Source organism: Enterococcus sp. 2G9_DIV0600, from assembly GCF_002140615.1.
GTDB lineage: Bacteria > Bacillota > Bacilli > Lactobacillales > Enterococcaceae > Enterococcus_D > Enterococcus_D innesii.
In genome coordinates, this window is record NZ_NGLL01000001.1 from 452,663 (window position 1) to 472,570 (window position 19,908).

At 43.6% G+C, this 19,908-nt stretch carries 16 protein-coding genes; 12 read left to right on the forward strand and 4 right to left on the reverse strand.

Annotated features, from left to right (window positions below):
- The first annotated feature begins 56 nt into the window (after positions 1-56).
- The 8 genes from A5870_RS02215 (at position 57) to A5870_RS02250 (ending at position 8,861) form a co-directional block, all read left to right on the forward strand.
- Complete coding sequence (locus A5870_RS02215; RefSeq protein ID WP_086291653.1) at positions 57-410, forward strand: PTS glucitol/sorbitol transporter subunit IIA; 354 nt, start codon at positions 57-59, stop codon at positions 408-410.
- A 15-nt stretch (positions 411-425) separates the two neighbouring features.
- A complete protein-coding gene (locus A5870_RS02220; protein ID WP_086291654.1) occupies positions 426-1,607 on the forward strand; it encodes an AI-2E family transporter in 1,182 nt (393 codons plus the stop codon).
- Between the two features lie 275 nt (positions 1,608-1,882).
- Complete coding sequence (locus A5870_RS02225) at positions 1,883-2,452, forward strand: TetR/AcrR family transcriptional regulator (RefSeq protein ID WP_086291655.1); 570 nt, start codon at positions 1,883-1,885, stop codon at positions 2,450-2,452.
- Positions 2,453-2,485: 33 nt separating this feature from the next.
- The gene (locus A5870_RS02230) at positions 2,486-3,043 is read left to right on the forward strand and encodes a flavodoxin domain-containing protein (protein WP_086291656.1); all 558 of its coding nucleotides are present in this window, start codon (positions 2,486-2,488) and stop codon (positions 3,041-3,043) included.
- A gap of 542 nt (positions 3,044-3,585) precedes the next feature.
- Complete coding sequence (locus tag A5870_RS02235) at positions 3,586-4,476, forward strand: ROK family protein (RefSeq protein WP_086291657.1); 891 nt, start codon at positions 3,586-3,588, stop codon at positions 4,474-4,476.
- A gap of 129 nt (positions 4,477-4,605) precedes the next feature.
- Positions 4,606-6,873, forward strand: coding sequence for a helix-turn-helix domain-containing protein (locus A5870_RS02240; protein ID WP_086291658.1), 2,268 nt, complete (start codon positions 4,606-4,608; stop codon positions 6,871-6,873).
- A gap of 33 nt (positions 6,874-6,906) precedes the next feature.
- On the forward strand, positions 6,907-8,208 hold the full coding sequence (locus A5870_RS02245) for a family 20 glycosylhydrolase (protein ID WP_086291659.1): 1,302 nt from the start codon (positions 6,907-6,909) through the stop codon (positions 8,206-8,208).
- Positions 8,209-8,360: 152 nt separating this feature from the next.
- Positions 8,361-8,861 carry a GNAT family N-acetyltransferase gene (locus A5870_RS02250; protein WP_086291660.1) on the forward strand — a complete coding sequence of 167 codons (501 nt, stop codon included), beginning with the start codon at positions 8,361-8,363 and terminating at the stop codon, positions 8,859-8,861.
- Between the two features lie 239 nt (positions 8,862-9,100).
- On the opposite strand, the gene A5870_RS02255 is transcribed toward A5870_RS02250, so the two are convergent.
- From A5870_RS02255 to A5870_RS02265, 3 genes are read right to left on the reverse strand one after another with little or no spacing between them, the layout of a single operon-like run.
- Entirely contained in the window at positions 9,101-10,405 is a 1,305-nt protein-coding gene (locus tag A5870_RS02255) for an alpha-L-fucosidase (protein WP_086291661.1), read from the reverse strand.
- A 25-nt stretch (positions 10,406-10,430) separates the two neighbouring features.
- A complete protein-coding gene (locus tag A5870_RS02260) occupies positions 10,431-10,928 on the reverse strand; it encodes a hypothetical protein (RefSeq protein ID WP_086291662.1) in 498 nt (165 codons plus the stop codon).
- 18 nt (positions 10,929-10,946) lie between these two features.
- A complete protein-coding gene (locus A5870_RS02265) occupies positions 10,947-11,576 on the reverse strand; it encodes a hypothetical protein (protein WP_369596788.1) in 630 nt (209 codons plus the stop codon).
- Positions 11,577-11,626: 50 nt separating this feature from the next.
- Between A5870_RS02265 and A5870_RS02270 the strand changes: the two genes are divergently transcribed.
- From A5870_RS02270 to A5870_RS02280, 3 genes are read left to right on the forward strand one after another with little or no spacing between them, the layout of a single operon-like run.
- Entirely contained in the window at positions 11,627-14,677 is a 3,051-nt protein-coding gene (locus A5870_RS02270) for an alpha-mannosidase (RefSeq protein WP_086291663.1), read from the forward strand.
- Positions 14,678-14,683: 6 nt separating this feature from the next.
- On the forward strand, positions 14,684-16,939 hold the full coding sequence (locus A5870_RS02275; RefSeq protein WP_086291664.1) for a glycoside hydrolase family 3 N-terminal domain-containing protein: 2,256 nt from the start codon (positions 14,684-14,686) through the stop codon (positions 16,937-16,939).
- Entirely contained in the window at positions 16,936-18,321 is a 1,386-nt protein-coding gene (locus tag A5870_RS02280; RefSeq protein ID WP_086291665.1) for a glycoside hydrolase family 1 protein, read from the forward strand. The genes A5870_RS02275 and A5870_RS02280 overlap by 4 nt, the downstream gene beginning before the upstream one ends.
- A 69-nt stretch (positions 18,322-18,390) precedes the next feature.
- On the opposite strand, the gene A5870_RS02285 is transcribed toward A5870_RS02280, so the two are convergent.
- Positions 18,391-19,251, reverse strand: coding sequence for a MurR/RpiR family transcriptional regulator (locus tag A5870_RS02285; RefSeq protein ID WP_086291666.1), 861 nt, complete (start codon positions 19,249-19,251; stop codon positions 18,391-18,393).
- Positions 19,252-19,467: 216 nt separating this feature from the next.
- Between A5870_RS02285 and rpsO the strand changes: the two genes are divergently transcribed.
- Positions 19,468-19,737 carry a 30S ribosomal protein S15 gene (gene rpsO, locus A5870_RS02290; protein ID WP_005228072.1) on the forward strand — a complete coding sequence of 90 codons (270 nt, stop codon included), beginning with the start codon at positions 19,468-19,470 and terminating at the stop codon, positions 19,735-19,737.
- Positions 19,738-19,908 lie beyond the last annotated feature (171 nt).

Below are 19,908 nucleotides of genomic sequence, written 5' to 3' on the forward strand. Positions count from 1 at the left end.
GTAGAAAAACTCTTTATGTTATAATAAACGAGAAGATAGAAAGGGGAGTTTGTCATATGAAAAAAGGGACGATCAAAGAAATTGGTCCACAAGCGATCGATTCACAAGAAAGAATGATCATCTTCTTTGGGGAAGAAGCGACCGACACACTGCGAGAATATTCAGTCATTCAAACGATTCCTGATTCGCAAGCGTTAGTCGTCAAAAAAGGGGATCAGATCACTTTTGGTGATCAGACCTATCAAGTCCAATATGTAGGAACGGTGGCTAACCAAATCCTGCAAACGATCCAGCATGTGACCTTTGTCTTTGACGAAGAGCCGGCTGAAGATCCGCTTTCAAGTGCGATTTATTTAACGCCAACTGTTTTGCCGAACCTCGAAGTCGGCATGCAAGTGACGTACAACTAGGAGGCAAAGAATGTCATGAAAGAAACGCAGAAAAAGCCGCATTCCTGGTTTTGGAAATGGTTTTTAAACAATCAAGCAGTGACCAGCTTGCTGGTCATTTTATTGATTCTCTTGATTTTGCTGCTCTTTACGAAAGTGTCGTATTTGTTTGAACCTGTCTGGCAATTTTTAGCTATCGTCGGATTGCCAATCATTTTGGCGGGCATTTTATATTACTTGATGAATCCAACTGTTGACTACTTAGAACGCAAAGGGATCAAGCGAATCTACAGTATTTTCGGTCTCTTTATTTTAGTGGTTGGTCTGATCGTCTGGGGTGTGGTGGTAATCATCCCTAAGATTCAAGAGCAATCCATGAGTTTTGCGGATAATTTGCCAGGCTACTTGACGATTATTGAGAATAAGGTGAATGAAATCTTGTCTGATCCAATCTTCTCGCAAGTCCAAGAGCAGGTCGAAGCTTCCAATGAGAAGTTGATTTCTTCTCTGACGGATATCGTCCAAAACCTTTCCCGCAGCACGATTCAAAATCTAGGTAGTTTCTTCGGGGCTGTTGCAACGATCGTTTTAGCGGTCATTACCATGCCGTTTATTTTGTTCTACCTACTGAAAGATGGCCGCAAACTAGCCCCTTATTTTGTCAAATTTTTACCAACCAAAATGCGCCAGCCGTCACTGATCGTTTTAAAAGAAATGAATGACCAGGTATCCTCCTATATTCGGGGACAGCTGACAGTGGCGTTTGCGGTCGCAGTGATGTTTATGATCGGCTTTAGTATTATTGGCTTAGATTATGCCATCACACTAGGCATTGCAGCTGGCTTTTTAAATTTGATCCCTTATTTAGGATCTTTTTTGGCCATGATTCCAGCGGTCTTTTTAGGAATTGTTGGTGGGCCGGTATTGCTGATCCAAGTCCTGATCGTCTTTGTCATTGAGCAGACCATTGAAGGACGCTTGATCTCACCGTTAGTTTTAGGAAACGAATTGTCGATCCATCCTGTCACGATTCTTTTAGTCCTCTTGACTTCAGGAAAACTATTTGGCCTTGTTGGGGTCATTTTAGGGATTCCTGTCTATGCAGCTGCCAAGGTGATCATTACCCATGTATTTGAATGGTATACGCGGGTTTCCTCCTTGTATGAAGACGAAGAACCGATCCCCGAAGCACCATCAGAGGAGACACCCGAAGTCTAGCAACTTCGAATGTAAAAGAGTCCATACGTATTATCAACGGTACAGCCTTTTTCTGTGGGCTGTATCTTTTTTGTGCGGATAAAAGAGTCAGCAATCATTGGGAAGTAACGGATGATCTACAACCTATGAACGGTGATTTGGGAGAAATCGACAGCTATTTATTCAATAGAAAGAGCGAGGGATATTGTCTTGAGCTCAATTGACTTCGAAGGAACAAAAGAATATAATCGAGTTATATAAATTGTTTATATAACTAAGGTATAGGAGTATGATGGATGCCAAAACAACGAATAACAAAGGAAATGGTGGTTGATGCTGCCTTTGAGATTGCGCGAAAAGGCGGTATGGAGCAAGTGATCGTCAAGAACATTGCCGAGACGTTAGGCTGTTCAGTCCAGCCGATTTATAGTTACTGCACCAATATGGAGGGGCTGCGGACCGAGGTAGAACAGAGAGCACGGCAATTTTTACAAGAGTATTTAGCAGCCCATATTGACAAGCGTGATTTGTTTCGTAGTACCGGACATGCGTATGTGCAACTGGCGAAAGAAGAACCCCATATTTTGAGAATTTTTGTCTTACAAAAAAGAGCGAATGTTTCTTCATTAGAAGAGCTGTATCAGTTGGAAACGAATCCTCAAGTAGCAAAAAGGATTGCCGCCGATTTGAACATTAGCATAGAAACCGCCAAACAGCTACACTTGCATATGCTGATTTACACCATCGGAATCGGCACGATTTTCTCAGTAACGACACCCGGTATTCCACTAGATGAAATCTATGCACAACAGGAAAAAGCGTACGAAATGTTTTTGAAACAGGCAATAGATTCCACAGAAAAATAAGTCGCAGTCCTAACTGCAGGGAGGAGTTCCCCAATGAAAAACGGCATTATTGTTTACCAATCGAAATACGGCGCTGTCAAAAAGTATGTTCACTGGCTTCAAGAAGCAACAGGTTTTTCTAGCGTAGAAACTCCAAAAGCGAAAATAGCTGAAGTAATGGATTATGACACAATTATCTTCTGTGGGGGAATCTATGCTTCCGGCATTGCTGGACTGTCCTTTTCAAAAAAGAATAGCAACCAGCTAAAAGACAAAGAGATACTTATCTTTTGTGCGGGAGCCTCTGCTCCTGAAGAAGATGTGGTGAAAAAACTCAGAGAACAGAATCTCACGGGTCCGCTAAAGGACATTCCCCTTTTTTACGGAAGAGGGCAATGGCAGGAAAGCAAAATGACCTTTTTTGATCGAACCTTAGTGAAAATGTTAAGAAAAGCGTCCGCTAAAAAAGAGCCACACACCTATGACCCACAGACGAAGGCGCTCATGGAAGCCAATGGACAGGATTGTGATTGGACGGATAAAAAGTACTTGGTTCCGTTGGTGGATTATTTGGAACAGGAACTGTTTTTAAAGAGCAAACAAGTTTTTTGAGGTTTTATGAATCAAAGGAACAATGATAAGTCAGAGAAAAAAATGAAGTGTTCTTACTACGCATTTATGTTCTGTTTGCTACCAAGAATTTGCCAATATGTTCTTAGAAAGTTTTCAATCTATTTCTAAAAATCAATGATTAAATCGAATACCGATCACGCATGGGCTGATGCCTTATGTGTGATCGATTTTTTTGTTTTTACCCACATCGCTTATCCCATTAGAAAAAGAGATGCAACGGCTTCCTTTTTTAGTTTCTCAGTTAACTACATCCAATGAGGTCGTTTTTTTGCTTTGAATGAGGCAAATTCTTGTGAAGTTGAGGGGGACATCAGCTCTTTCAAGTGCTAGAAAAATAAGTTACGAAGTTATCGCTGGCTTTTTAATGGTCCTCTTTTTAAATGCCAAAAATCTTCTATTTCGCGCTTTTTCAATGCTTTAAAGGATTTGACACATTGCTGCAAGAAATACATATGGTCGAGAAAAACATCGGTTGCGTATACTGAATCTAAGACAAAAGAAAACCTTGTGAGGTCAACAAAATGTGGATTTTAGCAATTGATATTGGCGGTACTGCTATTAAATGTGGGTTAGTGAATAGTCAGGGGGAACGTAAACAATTGACTCAATTTCCCATGAACAAGGAATATTCCACAGTCACGCAACGTATATGTCGACAGATCGATGCATGTTATGCAGCAGCATTTGATGGCATTGCTATTAGCTCAACGGGACTGGTTGATCCCCGAAGCCAAGAAATCGGGATGACATCACCTTTATATGAAGGATTTGGTAAAAGACTGGTTAAGCATTTGCGCAGTACATACCAATGTCCAGTGGCTGCCGAAAATGATGGCAACTGTGCGTTATTGGCAGAAAAGTGGTTGGGTCACGCTCAAAATTGTGCGTCCTTTGCGACAATTGTTCTAGGTACATCCGTTGGCGGTGGCTTGATGATCGATCATCAACTGGTTCGCGGCAAACACTTACTAGCAGGAGAGTTTGGGTATATGCTTTTTCCGACCGAAAGGAAGGATTGGGAACTTTGGAGCATCGCAGGGTCAACCAGAACCTTAGTAGAGAAAACAGCAAAACGCATCGGAGACCCAACAATCAATGGTCAGCGTATTGATACACTGGTTCAAGAACAAGATCCGCGATGTCTGCCAGTAGTAGCTGATTTTGTCGATAAGCTGGCGGCAGCTTGCTATAGCCTGCAATATATGATTGATCCGGAAATCATCTTGATTGGCGGTGGAATCAGTGCGAGCCGTTTCTTGATCCCACATGTAAACGCACGATTAGCTATGATTGCTGAGCAGATTCCCAGTACGGTTATCGTGCCAAAAATTTGTGCCTGTCGTTTCGGCAATGAATCTAATTTGTTGGGGGCTTGTTATAACTGGTTAAGAATATACAAGCCTGATAGCTGACTTGTAAAAAAGCATTGTTTTTTATTGAAATAAAGCGTATTTTATTAGAGTATCATACATTCTTTTCTCCTAAATAAGTACCGATAAATGAAAGCGTTTTTGAGCTTTCGAAATAACAGAGAATAGGTGATGCAAATGGGAAAGTACACGGAACTGAATCGTCAAAAACTATTTAGGGGAATCATTCGTGCCATCAGCTCTTATTTAATCGTGTTTTTAGTGCCTTTTTTAGCCGTGTCATGGATTTGGTATGATACCTCTGTCAAAAGTATCAATGAACAGGTGATGCTGACCGCTAGAAACCAATTGATTCAGTTGAAATATTCTTTAGAAAATACGTTTATTCAATTGAATTATCTGACGCAAAAAATGACCAATGATCATGTTGTTTCATTGAAATACCTACAGCATCCTTACTTGACTAAAGAAGCAAAAGAAGCGATGCAGACATATAAAATCACTAACGATCTAGTCGAAGAGGTCTATTTATATTATAAAGAAGCCCCGGCGACCCTTTATTCAACCGTTGGCTCACTGTCAGTCGACACATTCTTGAATAAGGTACTGCCAAAAAACGATATGGACCAAGTTCAATTGGTCGCACAATTGGACTCTCCAGCGCCGACGTTACTGACATTGGAAGGTGCTGGTGGAGAACAGCGATATTCGCGTTTCTTTTATATCGTACCAATTCAAAGTGAAGAAATGACCGTTTACGGCGCAGCAATCTATGAAATCAAAGAAAACAATTTGAAGAGAATCCTTGATTTAAGCAATAGTGATGGGCTCAGCAATACCTATATCATCAATGATGAGTATCAGTTATTAGCCAGTACCACCAATGATGAGTTAGCACGCTTTTTAAATCATCCTGAGCGAATGAAAAAAGGCATTCAAACAGGACGAATGCGGTTTGAACAATCGACGTATTTTGTTCAAGCAATTGCCAACAAAGAATTGAATATTTCGGTCGTAGCTGTCGCCAATCCGAATCAAGCATTGGCTTCAGTCAACCGTGTGCAAGAACAGTTCGTCCTAGTATTTATCGCCATATTGTTTACGGGTATCACCGCAGTCGTGATGCTTGGTTTACGCAGTTATCGGCCGATTCGCAAAATAGAAAATCTGGTTCAGGAGTTTCATCGTGATCCAAAAATGACTCTTCATTCGATGGATGATGTCCATAATACGCTAGCGGCATTTTTGGTAGAGCACCAAGAACTGCATCAGGAAGTTCGTTTACAAACACCCCATGCGAGAGAACAAGTATTGCGCAAATTAATGAGTGGACGTTTCCGTTCAGAACAAGAATTGGCTCTTCTTTTGGAAGCTGTCCATGTTTGTTTTCCTAAGTCGAATTACTTTGTGATCGCCATTGATACGAAAACTGTTGATACCAAAGCCAAGCAAGGGGATAAGAAATTTTTAATTGATTATATCGAAGAAATCAAAGAGGCTGATTATACGGCATATGCCACTGAAATTTTGTCCACAGAAATGCTGGCATTGACCGTTGGCTTTGTTGATGGCAAAGAACAAAAAGAAATTGTAGATGCTATCGCGGAAAAAATTACCCAAGCGATCTCCCTAACACCCGCAATGGGTGTCGGGATGAAGGTGGATCAACTAACGGCTATTAATGAATCGTATATCGAAGGATTGGCGGCACTGGAAAATCAAGGAAGTCAAGGGAAGCAAATTAGCTACTATGCGGAGCTTTCCCAAGAGACCAAACATTTACCGATCAATTATCCAGACAATCAAAAATTAAAATTGATCCAAGCCTTGAATCAAGGAAATATTGAAATTGCCAGTGAAACGATCCAACGTTTGATTGAAGAAGGCGAGAGCAAACAGACTTCTCCTCGTGTCCAAAAAATGTACGGCTACTACTTGTTGAATACGATCGCGCAAGTCGGCGGTGAACTGGTGGGGGCAGAGGTACTGCATACTGCTTCTGAAAGTGCCGATTTCAACAGCTTGAACCAATTGCAGACGGCCTTGTTAACGATTGCCCAGCAGATTTGTACAAAGGTGCAGAAACAGCCGCTGGATGACGAGTCGGAAATGAATGAGAAAATCTTCAGTTTTATTCAAGAAAATTATCATTCCTCTCAGCTATCGCTAGAATCGGTGGCAGAGGAAGTAGGTGTATCTGTCTCTTATGTCAGCCGTTTTGTAAAAAAAGAAAGTGGCAAAACCTTCTCCAAATATATTCAAGAATTACGGCTGAAAAAAATCAAAGAAGAACTGATTGAAACAGATTTGCCAATCAAAGAAATTATTCGTAACAATGGGTATTATGATGTTTCCAACTATACGAGAAAGTTCCGAAAAATAGTGGGTGTGACCCCAGGGCAATACCGTGAAATGAACCAAAAAATGAGAAATTATTGAACGTAAGTTATTGAAAGTAAGAGGAAGAATGAGATGAATAAACCAGTTGATTTGAAAGAAGCTCAGCAACGAGCTGCCGTCTTTTTTGAGGAGATAGGTTGGCAGTCGGCGAAGGAACCGCTCCCGCAAATAGTGGTCGATCCGCAGCTGGATGCTGATTTTCGATTTGAAACCCAAACAATCAGTGTGTCCTCGCCAGAACACGTCTTTTACGCGTTAACCAAATATGGCCGAGATCAAGCGACAGGTCAATTAGCACAGAAAAGCTATCTAGCAGCGCTTAAAGAACGCTGTCTGATGATCGATATCGGGCGTAAATTTTATTCTCTAACTGATTTGAAAGCAATCGTCCGCAGTATGGCTTGCTTCCAATTTACGCATCTGCAGCTTCATTTTTCGGAAAACGAAGGCTTTCGGATTGAATCCCAGCAATTTCCAGAAATTGTTTCGGAAGAATATTTGACCAAGCAGGAGATTCGTGAACTGATTGCGTATGCCCAAAACCATGAAATTGCCATCATCCCTGATTTTGATTCTCCTGGTCATTTGCGACAAGTCCTGTCAAAAAAACCTCAGTGGCAATTGCCGACAGCAGCTGGCACGCGTGATGATCGAGCACTAAACATTTTGGATTCAGAAGCGGTAGCCTTTATTCAGGAAGTTTATCGGGAATATGCGCGACTGTTTGAAGACAGTACCTATTTTCACATCGGGGCCGATGAGTTTATTGATTTTGACCAGTTAGAAAACTTTCCACAAATGATCGAAGCAGCCCGCGAGCGCTATGGGGAAAAAGCCAGCGGAATCGAAGTCTTTATTGATTATGTCAATGAGCTGGCGGCCTTTGTTGAAAGTCTCGGCTTTGTTGTGCGGGTCTGGAATGATGGTTTTTACCGCTTGAATCGCCAAGAGCAGACAACGTTGACGGAGAATTGCCAAATCTCCTATTGGACCCGTTGGAACCAAAATATGGCGCCGGTGGATGTCTTTTTTGAAAAGGGCTATACCATGATCAATCACAATGATAATTTTTTCTATTATGTCTTAGGAGAAGCGGCAGGGTATACCTATCCAACTTACGAAAAAATCAGCAATGAATTCCAGTTGACGACGTTTGCCAATGGACAACAAGTTGCACAGGAACAGCTTGCCCAAACACAGGCGATCGCCTTATCCGTCTGGGCGGATGTACCTGAGGCTCAGACTAGCCGTGAAGTGATCCAAGCGATTTTTTGGCTCCAAGCGGCCATTAGCCAACAAGTTTATAATGAGCCAAACCGACCAAAAGAGACATTTCAAAAGCTTTATGATGGGTGGGAAGCGACATTCAGCTGATTGTTAGAGGAATTGGGTGAAAGGGCGCATCGCTAACAATCCCTGTTGCTTTCTTTATGCTGAATAAGTTTAGCGACAAGTGAAACAACAGCCAATAGTATTTTTGATAAAATGAACGTAACTCCGAGTGAGGGGAGAAATGGAGCAAATAAGTGATCATAGATATTCAACCGTTGAAGAGAAAAGATATTCTTGAAATGGATCAAATGTTTTTAAAGCAAGGGTGGCCTTCTCGCCAGCAGCTCTTGATGGAGTATTTAAATGAGCAAGAAGCGGGGGGGAGATACGTTTTGCTTGCCAAAATAAACAACAAAACTGCCGGGTATTTGACTTTGGTCCCTCTAGCAAAGCACGGGCCATTTAAAGGCTTGTATCCAGAAATTGCGGATTTTAATGTTTTTGAATCCTATCAAAAACAAGGGTTAGGCAGTCAGCTTTTAAAAGCAGCCGAAGAAAAGGCACGAGAAATAGCTGCCGTGGTGACATTGGGGGTAGGTTTACACACTGGTTATGGATCGGCCCAGAGACTGTATGTAAAACAAGGCTATATTCCAGATGGATCTGGTGTTTGGTTCAATAATCAGAATTGTGCGATGAATGCGCCTTGTTGCAACAATGACGATCTTGTTCTTTATTTGTCTAAGGAACTTTGACCCTCCCGTGGTAAGTACCGTTAAGGAAGGATTAAGCAAGCAACTCGTCTGGATGTTCTCATCACCTGTTCAACAAGCTGGTTGGCTACTTTCGTATAGACAAATTTGCGGGAGTTCTTGAAAAAATAGCCATAAAAAATGACTAAAAGCGATCAGCTTCTAGTCATTTTTTTGTAAAGAAAGTAAGGGCAACGTCTTTGTATAAATAAATTCTTCATTTAGCATAGTGCAACGGGTGCTTACATTTCTCTTAAAGCGATCTCGACCACTGGCACCAACACATCTGGTGGGCAGACGGGTAAGCTGAGAACAAGGTCCTCTTTGTTGATGATGGCTTCCGTTGAAGTGAGGACTTCCTCGGGATCAAATCCTCGATAAAACAACTCGGAGCCATCATGTAAGAAACGGATATGCTTCACGCATCCTGCAAGCCCCGGAAGAAGCAAGGATTTGTAGGGGTAGGAGAAGAGGTGCAAGTAAAGTTTATTCCCGTTTTGGGTGTAGCGACTGTCAATAGGCGGTTGAAAAGAGCTGGCACCACAGCCGATAATCGCTTGCTGATGATAATGCATCCATGAACCGATAGCTTCTAAATGGCTGCGAGTTGGTAAGTTGATTTCTCCACGAGCAGTCGGGCCGATATTTAAGAGAAAGTTCCCATCTTTTGCTACTGTGTCAATCAGCATTTTGGTCATCATTTCACTGGATTTCCAGTGCTGAGCATCACGATCATAGCCCCACGTTTCGTACATCGTTTGGCAAGCCTCCCATATTAAAGGCAATCCATCTGCTTCTAATGGTTTGTCTGGTTGGAATTGCTCAGGGGTGGTAATCCCGCGGCCCAAATCCAAACGGTCATTCAGCAGCATGTTCGGTTGCAAGTTTCGACAAATTTTTTCGATCCGTTCGCTATCCCAGTCGGCGGCACCTTTGCCTTTTGACCAGCCCCAATCTCGATGGCTATAAGGAAAATCAAACCACATATAATCAATGGTCCCATAATTGGTCAATAGTTCGGTGACTTGACCAGCCAAAAAATCTTGATAACGGTGCATGTCCCGCTGGTCATTGGTTTGACGGGCTTGAATAGTCTCTCGTTGCGGATGCAGGCCGTCGAGCGTGAAATCTGGATGATACCAATCGATCAGCGAATGATACAGTCCGACCTTAATGCCGACCTTGCGAAATGCCGGCAGCAGTTCTGCTAAGAGGTCTCGCTTGAATGGGGTGTTGGTTACTTTGTAGTCGCTGAGCGCGGTGTCCCAAAGGGCAAAGCCTTCATGATGTTTCGTCGTGAAGACCATGTATTGAAAACCGGCCTTCTTTGCGGTTTGAGCCCATTCCTCCGCGTTGAAAAGATCAGGATCAAACTGAGAAAAATAGTTCTCGCGATAGGTGGTAGGTTCAATTTTTTCTGTCGTCATAAACCATTCGTGTCGAGCGCCAATACTGAATAGGCCGAAATGGATGAATAAGCCAAACCGATCATGGAGAAACCAGTTTGGGTCAGGGTAGATGGCAGGCCAATTCCTATACGTTCTCATTAAAAATCACTCCTTTTTCACTCACTTAAAGAAATTCTGTATTCGTCATGACTGTTTCTTGAATTTTCCAGCCATCTGCTTCCTTAACGAAAGTATGGTAAGCCTCTGTGATGTGATCACGGTAGGAAGAATCTTTTGGGCTGATCGTTTTCTGTTGCGCCGCGACCAGCATGGATCCTGTCTCTTGTTTAACGACTTCAAAAGAAAGCAGCGTGTGCTGCAGCTGTTCTTCTGCAAAAAAAGCAGCCAATTCTTGGGTCGTCTCTGCTCGCGCCGCTGCCACGAGCGTGGCGGCATAAGCTGTCGCGTCTTGGTCAGAGGCTGCTTGTAAATTTTCTTTCAGCACTGCCAAACAAGCCTCCGCCGCTGCTTGATTTGTAATATTACCTGTCATCTCCAGTTTTTCTGAAGGTTGGGCATGAACTGGAGCAAAAGAATCGGTTGTTAGAAAATAGAGAAAGAATAGGCTAACAACAGCCAGCAAACTCACGATGATGGTTCGGCGCAGCAAGGATGTTTTCATAATTTCTCACTCCTTCTTTTAAACATCAGAAATTTTCCCCGCACTATAGATTCCATGAAATAAATTGCGACCCACAGAAGTGTTGCCGCTGAAAGGGGTCACCATCGGTAAGGACGGTTGAGTCAATTCTTCCAAAGTATCGAGCTCCCCGTCCAAGAAGGCATTCAGCCGCCAGCGCGTCGTGTCACAGCGAATCAGCAGGGCCCCATAACGCAGATCGATACTCTCAAAACCAAACGGACGATTCCAGTCAAACCAGACTTGACGATGGGCTTCGTAAAGGGATTGCAAGGCGGATTTATAGACACTGAGCTCATCGACTGCTTGGTGCAATTCCGTGAAGTCCTTGCTTTTATAGGCACTGGTGATTTGGTTGGTAATACAGGCTTTTTGTGCCAAAACATCAGCCAGCTGCTGATAAAAGGCAAACATCGTTTGTGTGTCCCGTGTTGCTTTCACAGCGGCCAACTCTTGAGCCAATGCTTGATAGTGGGATGCTAAAGAAAGATCGGTTAAGTTTTCATGATACAAACCATACAGCAAGTCTTGGTAGAACAGCAGCTTGCTGGGGTTTTCTCCGTGAGGATTATTTTCTGGTACACCTGCAGTTTGATCAAAGCGATCAAGCAGTAAAAAGTCGTTGGCTATTGATTGGTGAAAGAGCTGAAATTTTTTAGGATAGAGGAGTCAAAAGAAAAATGAGAGTTATGCAGCCTTACGAGTTTGAACGCATCCGAAAAATTTTCTACAAATTAAAACAGTACCGTGTACGCTATCAACAGCCAATAGACCCGCTTTTTTTAAAACAAGAGGATTGGGTACCGTATGAACAAGGGAGTTATTTCGGAGAAAAAAACACCTATTATCAGTTGAAAGGCAGCTTTCAAGTTCCCGCTGACTGGGTAGGGAATCCTTGTGTCGTCTTACAAGTCTATTCAAGTCTCTCAGAGTGGGACAACACCACCAATCCCCAAATCAAAATTTATTTGGACGATACCTATGTCCAAGCTATCGATGTCAATCATCGAGAGGTCACTTTGGCTGAAGGATATCAACAAAAAGCAGTCAAACTGAAGATTGATCTGTTCTCGGGCCGTTCCGATAAACCATTCCCACTGCATATCAACTTATTGGCATTGGATCCTGTCGTCAATGAACTCTGGTTTGATTTTTATACGCTGTTTGATAGTTGGCGTGCCATTCGTGCCTTTGGCGGTGACGAAGCATTTTATCAACAAGTCCTTGGCCAAGTCGCCAATGTCTTGGATTTTCGTACGCCCTACTCAGCGGCATTTTATGAAAGTCTCGCAAAAGCAAAGCAACTGCTTGCGTCATGTTACTTACCAGCGCATACACCAAAACAAAAAGTGACGGCTGTCGGCCATACCCACATCGATCTGGTGTGGCTTTGGACGGCGCAGCAAGCAATTGAAAAAGGCGAGCGCAGTTTCCAGACGGTCTTGAAATTGATGGAGGAGTATCCAGATTACACGTTTTTTCAAAGCCAACCACAACTGTATCTCTCCATGAAAACACATTATCCTGAACTTTACGCTGCAATCAAAGAAAAAGTTCGAGAAGGAAGATGGGAAGTTGACGGGGCGATGTGGGTGGAAGCCGATTGCAATTTGACTTCAGGGGAATCGCTGGTTCGTCAGATCCTTTATGGCAAACGGTTTATGAAAGAGGAATTTCAAGTCGATAGCCGCATCTTATGGCTACCGGATGTCTTTGGTTATTCAGCCGCCTTGCCGCAAATTTTACGCAAAACAAATACGCCCTACTTTATGACGACGAAGCTGTCATGGAACCAGTTCAATCAAATTCCTTATGATTCCTTCTATTGGCAAGGAATTGATGGCAGCCGCGTTTTGACGCATTTTATTACCACCATCAGTGAAGGATACAGTCCAAGAGATTATTATACGACGTATAATGGATTGCTAGATCCTTACACGATCAAAGGCAGTTTTGAACGTTATCAGCAAAAAGATCAGCACGACGAAATTTTGATTGCCTATGGGTATGGTGACGGTGGCGGAGGCCCGACGAAAGAGATGCTAGAAGTCCAGAAACGGCTGCAAAAGACACTGCCAGATATGCCGACGATTACTGGCAATCATGTGGGGGGCTTTTTTGATCGACTGGCAGATTCTTTTAAGGAAAAAACTGGCCCGGTCTGGTACGGCGAATTGTACTTTGAATACCATCGTGGAACACTGACTTCGATTGGCAAAAACAAGAAGGCCAATCGCCAAGGAGAATTTTTCTTACAGACGATTGAAAAACTTTATAGTATTTGTGCAATCAATCGTTATCCGCAAGCTGAATTAGAACAACTTTGGAAACAGCTGCTATTTAATCAATTCCATGACATTCTACCGGGAAGCTCAATCAAAGAAGTTTATGATCAGACGGATCAAGAGTATCAACAGCTCTTTGATAAAGGTTGCAAGCTGATCGAAGCTTTGATTCCAGCGGCGCAAGCAGCCGAAGCTAATTCATGGCATGTCTTTAATCCGCTGGGACAAGAGCGGACGGGTCTGGTCTATTTAGACGATCAGACAGGGATCAAAGAAGCTTACCTGACTCAGCGGACCTATGATGACCGGCTCTTAGTCAAAATTCCCGCAATGGCTGGATTGAGCTGCAAAACACTGACCCCTGTCTCAGCTATGCCTCAATCAAAGCAAGTGGCAATGCGGCTGGAGGAATCGTTTGAAACGGTTGATTTTAAAGTGATTTTTGACAAACACTTTGACATCATCTCTTCATTTGACAAACGGCAGCAGCGAGAAATCGTGCCAAAAGGAGAGCGGTTGAATCAGTTAGTGGCTTACGAAGATCTGCCAATGGATTATGATGCGTGGGACATTGATATTTATTACCAGAAGAAGCCTTATCCTGTGAAGCAAGTTCTCTCAGCTGAGGTTGTTGAGCAAGGGGAGATTCGCGATACCTTGAAGATCAAACGTCAGTTTGAAGATTCTTTTATTACGCAATGGCTGCATTTTTACCATGGCACGGGAAGAATCGATTTTGAAACAGCGGTTGATTGGCACCAGCATCAACTGCTGTTAAAGGCATTGCTGCCGATTGATGTTAACACATTGGAAGCAACGTTTGATATTCAATTCGGGCAGGTAAAACGGCCTGTGCATCAAAACACGTCATGGGACCAAGCGCGTTTTGAGAGCTGTGGACAAAAATGGGTAGATCTCTCAGAAGGGAATTATGGGGTTAGTATTTTGACGGATTCGAAATATGGGTTCAATACGGATTATCAAAAAATCGGGCTTTCTTTGATTAAATCACCGATTGATCCGTATCCTGAAGCGGATCAAGGCCTTCATGAGTTTACCTATTCCTTGTACGCCCACGAAGGAACTTGGCAAGACGCGCAAACGATGGAAGAAGCTTTGGCATTGAATGTTCCCGTTCTAACCGTTCCAAGTGTGCCACAACTATCAGCAGAAGCTTTTCTAGCAGTCGACCAAAAGAATGTCTTACTGGATACGGTGAAAAAAGCCGAAGATGAAGAGGCACTGATCGTGCGGTTGTATGAATATCACAATCAAACCAGCGCCTGTCAAATGCGCTGCCAGAAAAGAATCAAAAAAGCGGTTTTAACGAATCTTTTGGAAGAAACCGTCGCTGAACTGCCGGTCGAGCCGCTGGATGCCCAAAGCATCACAATCCATTTCCAGCCTTTTGAGATCCAGACCATCATGCTTTATTTAGAAGACTAAATAGAAATGGAGAAGCATATGATTGAGACACTTTTACGACAAATGACATTGAAAGAAAAAATTGGCCAGCTGAATCAGCGTCTGTATGGTTGGGAAGTTTACGAAAAAAACAATGGGGAAATTATTTTAACTGAAACCTTTAAAAAAGAAGTAGCTCGTTTTGGCAGTCTTGGCTGGATCTATGGCGTGTTTCGGGCTGATCCTTGGTCAGGTAGAAATCAGCAAACCGGCCTGACGACCACGGAGTCCTATGAGCTATCCCTTATGATTCAAACTTATTTGCAGGAGCACACTCGGCTGGGGATTCCGGCCCTTCTCAGTGAAGAGTGTCCTCACGGTCACCAAGGTTTGGAAGCGACGACGTTTCCGGTCAATTTTAGTGTTGGTTCTAGTTGGAACCCAGAGCTGTATCAAGCGGCCCAAACCATCACTGCTCAAGAGATTCGGGCAAAAGGGGCCCATGTCGGCTTGGTTTCCGCATTGGACATTGCTAGAGATCCTCGTTGGGGGCGAACAGAAGAATGTTTCAGTGAAGATCCGTTTTTGACCAGTAGCTTTACCAAAGCAGCCGTCAGAGGGTTACAAGGATCAAAAGCAACGATTGAAAAACAGAACGTTTTAGCGGTGTTAAAGCACTTTGCTGCTCAAGGTGCAGGAATGGGGGGACACAATGCAGGGCCAGTGGCAATCGGTGATCGGGAATTCCGCGAGATCCATCTGCCACCAATGAAAGCGGGGATTGCTGCTGGGGCTTTGGGGTGTATGGCTGCATACAATGATCTAGATGGTGTTCCTTGCCATGCTAATGCTTATTTGTTACAAGAGGTTTTACGAGAAGAAAGTGGCTTTACGGGAATTGTGATGGCCGATGGGTGTGGGCTGGATCGAATTGCTGACTGGCTGGGGAGCCACCCACAAGCGGCCGCCAAATCCTTGACCAGCGGTGTGGATGTTAGTTTATGGGACGAAGTTTTCCCTGTATTGGAAGAAGCTGTCCTTGACGGACTGATTGCGGAAACGGTTATCGACGAGGCGGTTCGGCGTGTGCTTCTTTTGAAAGAAAAACTTGGCTTGTTTAAAGAAGCAACGCCCCACGTTTCATTGCCAGACAAAGAAAAGGCCCGACAAGCTTCCTTAAAATTAGCAGAAGAATCCGTCGTCTTACTAGAAAACAATGGCATTTTGCCTTTGAAGAAAACGCGCCAAAAAATTGCTGTCATTGGCCCTCATGTTAAACAGCTGTATCATCAGCTGGGGGACTATACCCCATTTAAGGAGGAACCAATGTGTATGACTCTTTGGGAAGGGTTGACCAAATTAAATACGCATCAAGTGGATTTCGCCTACGAAAAAGGCTGCGAAATCGCCAATGGAACAACGGCGCAACGACGGCGGGCTTGTCAGATCGCAGAAGACGCTGATGTCATCTTAGTGACGATTGGTGGCTCCAGTGCCCGTGATTTCACAACGGATTTTGACAAAAACGGCGCCGCCTTAAGGGGATCTCAGGAAATGACCAGCGGAGAAAACATCGACTTAGCTACCCTCGATTTGCCGCAATGCCAGTTGGATTTACTGTTTGCGTTGAAGAAGAGGAAAAAGCCGCTGATTGGGATCGTGATTTCTGGACGACCGCATTGCTTAGCTCCGTTGAAAGAAGTATTCGATGGACTGCTTTACGCTGGCTATCCCGGCCAATATGGAGGGGAAGCGATTGCTCGGATTCTTTTTGGCGAAACGGTTCCTAGTGGGAAATTAGCAGTTTCTATTCCTGATACGGTTGGACAGCTGCCAGTCTGTTATAATTATCGCAACACAGCGTTTCAAAAAGACTACCTCGATCAAAACGGCGCACCAGTATATTCTTTTGGTTATGGTCTTAGTTATGCCTCTTTTACTTGCAGCGCGGTTTCGGCTGAATATGCAGGTGAAGGCATTATCGTTAGCGGCACACTCGAAAATCATTCTGCAGTTTCTGGCAAAGAAGTCATTCAATGTTATCTAAAAGAGTACACAAAAGCATATGTGCCGAGGAAAAAAGTCCTGTGTGGCTTTCAAAAAGTATGGGTGCCTAATCAAGGGCAAGTAGCTTTTCAACTCGTGATCGATGAAGCATCAGTGCAGCAGCTGGCAATTTCTTTGAAAGATACTGCATCGTTTTGTCTGGAAGTCGAAACAGCAGGTCAGCAGTATCGATTTGTATTTCAACGATCCAACCCTGACCGTACGTGGCAGGTAACTCAGAAAGGAGCAAAAGAATGATTCACTTTCCAAAAAACTTTTTATGGGGAGCGGCCGCGTCAGCACCGCAAACCGAGGGGGCCGCGGCGGTTGACGGCAAAAGTCCCTCTACATGGGACAAATGGTTTGAGTTGGAGCCGTCACGCTTTTACGATGGTGTCGGACCAAGCGACACCTCAAATACCTACTATCAATACCGGGAAGACGTAGCAAACATGAAGGCCATGAACTTGAATTCCTATCGGACATCGATTGCATGGACCCGCTTATTACCAGATGGAAAAACATTGAATCAAACAGCAGTCCGGTTTTATCGGGCATATTTTCAGGAAATGTTGGACCAAGGCATCGAACCGATCATTAATTTGTTTCATTTTGACATGCCTTGGTGGCTGATGGAAAAAGGAGGCTGGGAGGCGCGGGAATCCGTGGACCATTTTGCATTTTATGCAAAAACTGCTTTTGAACAATTCGGCGATCTAGTGAAAAAATGGGCGACCTTTAATGAACCGTTGGTGCATATTGAATGTGGGTATTATGGAGATGCTCATTGGCCGCAAGTGCGTGATTTCAAGCGGGCGATCCAAGTGGGTTATCATACTTTGCTAGCTCATGCGAAGGCGGTTGCTGAGTTTCGTAAACTCGCACTACCTGAGGGAGAAATCAGCATCATCTTGAATCTGTCACCTGTTTACCCAAAAAGCCAAGAAGCGGCTGATCGAGAAGCCGCTGAATGGGCAGATCTCTTGTATATTCGCAGTTTTTTGGACTGTGTCGTTTATGGACAATTTCCTGAAAAGCTAACTAGCTTATTCAAGGAGCATCAATTGTCCCCTGAATATGAAGCAACAGATGCGGAAATTTTTCGTGAAAATACCCTAGATTTTATTGGTTGCAATTATTATCAACCGTTGCGGATCCAAGCACCACTTCCGCAGAATGCAGCATCCGGTCCCTTTGAGCCGCGTCAGTTATTTCGTGGGTACGATTGGCCAGAGAAAAAAATCAATCCTCATCGCGGCTGGGAAATCTATCCAGAAGGGATTTACGATATTGCGATGCGTCTAAAGAACGACTATCAAAACATGCCATGGTTTGTTTCCGAAAATGGCATGGGGGTATCTGAGGAAGAACGGTTCATGGACGCCATGGGGCAGGTCAATGATACGTATCGGATCGCCTTTGTTGAAGACCATTTACGTCAGCTGCATCATGCAATCGAAGACGGGTCTCCTTGTTTCGGCTACCATATGTGGACCTTTATGGATTGCTGGAGCTGGTTGAACGCATATAAAAACCGCTATGGGTTTTATCGAGTGGATTTGAAAAATGACTTCAAGCGTTATCCCAAAGCGTCCAGTTTTTGGTTGGCAGAAGTAGCTGCCAAGAATGCCCTTGATTGATCAAAGTGTCCTTAGAAGAAAAAATACCGCAGGAAAACTTTCCTGCGGACTTCTTTGGCTATGATTATTTTATAAATACTTCTCACGAAAATCGGCAATGGCTTGGCGTGAGGCATAGATATTGCGTGCCAGCTTTTCATTCTTACTTAAAAAGACATAGAAAAGGACATCGACCGCCAATAGGTGGGCGATAATCGAATTCGTAGCAGCACTACGTTGGTTGGCTTCTTTGGAACGGGACACTTGCAGGGGAACATCCGCCAACTTTGTTAACGGATTACTGCCAAAGCGGGTGAGTGACAGAATCGGGACGCCAAGATTTTTAATGATTTCTGCTAAGTGAACCATCTCAGGCGTGTGTCCACTGTTGGAAATGACCCAGAGGAGACTTTTTTTCTCGTTTTTGACGAGTTGCGGCAACAAGAGATTGTAGTCATTTTCAAACACGACAATCTTGCCTAAACGAGTCCATTTTTGTTGGATATCTTGTGCGATCAATGAGGAAGCACCGATTCCGCAGACAAAAATGCGTTCACGAGTCGCGATCAGTTCAGCGGCAGCCAACATCAGCTGTTCTTCTAACAAATGGGCCGTCTCATTCATAGTCACCTGTGCATTGTGGCTTAATTTAGATGTGATGGCATGAAAGGGCTCATTTAATTCAACATCGGCATAGCCCAAGTTTTCATTGGCATTTTGGCGCAAGCCGGATTCCGCAGATAATTGTATTTTTAAATCTGTCAAACTAGCAAAGCCGGTTTTTTTCGCAAAGCGTACGACAGTCGGCGCACTGATCCCAGTGGCTTCTGCTAATTGACTCGCAGTCATCGACGGCACTTTTTCAGGATTGGCCTCCATGAATGCGAAGAGTTTCTTCTCAGAAAGCGATAATTCATTTTTCATGCTCTCGATTCGGGAAAGAACGCTCATCCTTACACTTCCTTTAGATAGAGTAGTATCCTAAGTATAACATAAGTTTTGGAGGAGCTTTCAAAAGAAACGAAAAGAATAGGTAGATAAACTTGCTTTTTTACTTAGAATCAAGTAAAGTAATTACGTGTGAAAAGCACAGTACCTGTTACTTGGTTTAACGAATCACCAACGTTTTACTCAGTCGCAGGGGAAAAAGAAAAAGAGGTGAAAAACATGGCAATTTCAAAAGAACGCAAAAACGAAATCATCAACAAATTTGCACGTCATGAAGGAGATACTGGTTCTCCAGAAGTTCAAATCGCTGTTTTAACAGAAGAAATCAACCATTTGAACGAACATGCACGTATGCACAAAAAAGACCACCATTCATACCGTGGGTTGATGAAAAAAGTTGGACATCGTCGTAACTTATTAGCTTACCTACGTCAAAAAGACGTACAACGTTACCGCGAATTAATCCAAGCTTTAGGATTACGTCGTTAATCAAACAAAGAAAAGTGAGGTTCAACCCGAATCTCACTTTTTTGCTATGAATCACTGCGACTGAGCGGCGCAAGCCGCACAGAGCAGATGATGAATAGTACTAGGCGAGAGCAGCGAGCGTAGTGACCAAGCAGCGGAATCACTGCGACTGGGCGGCGTAAGTCGCACAGA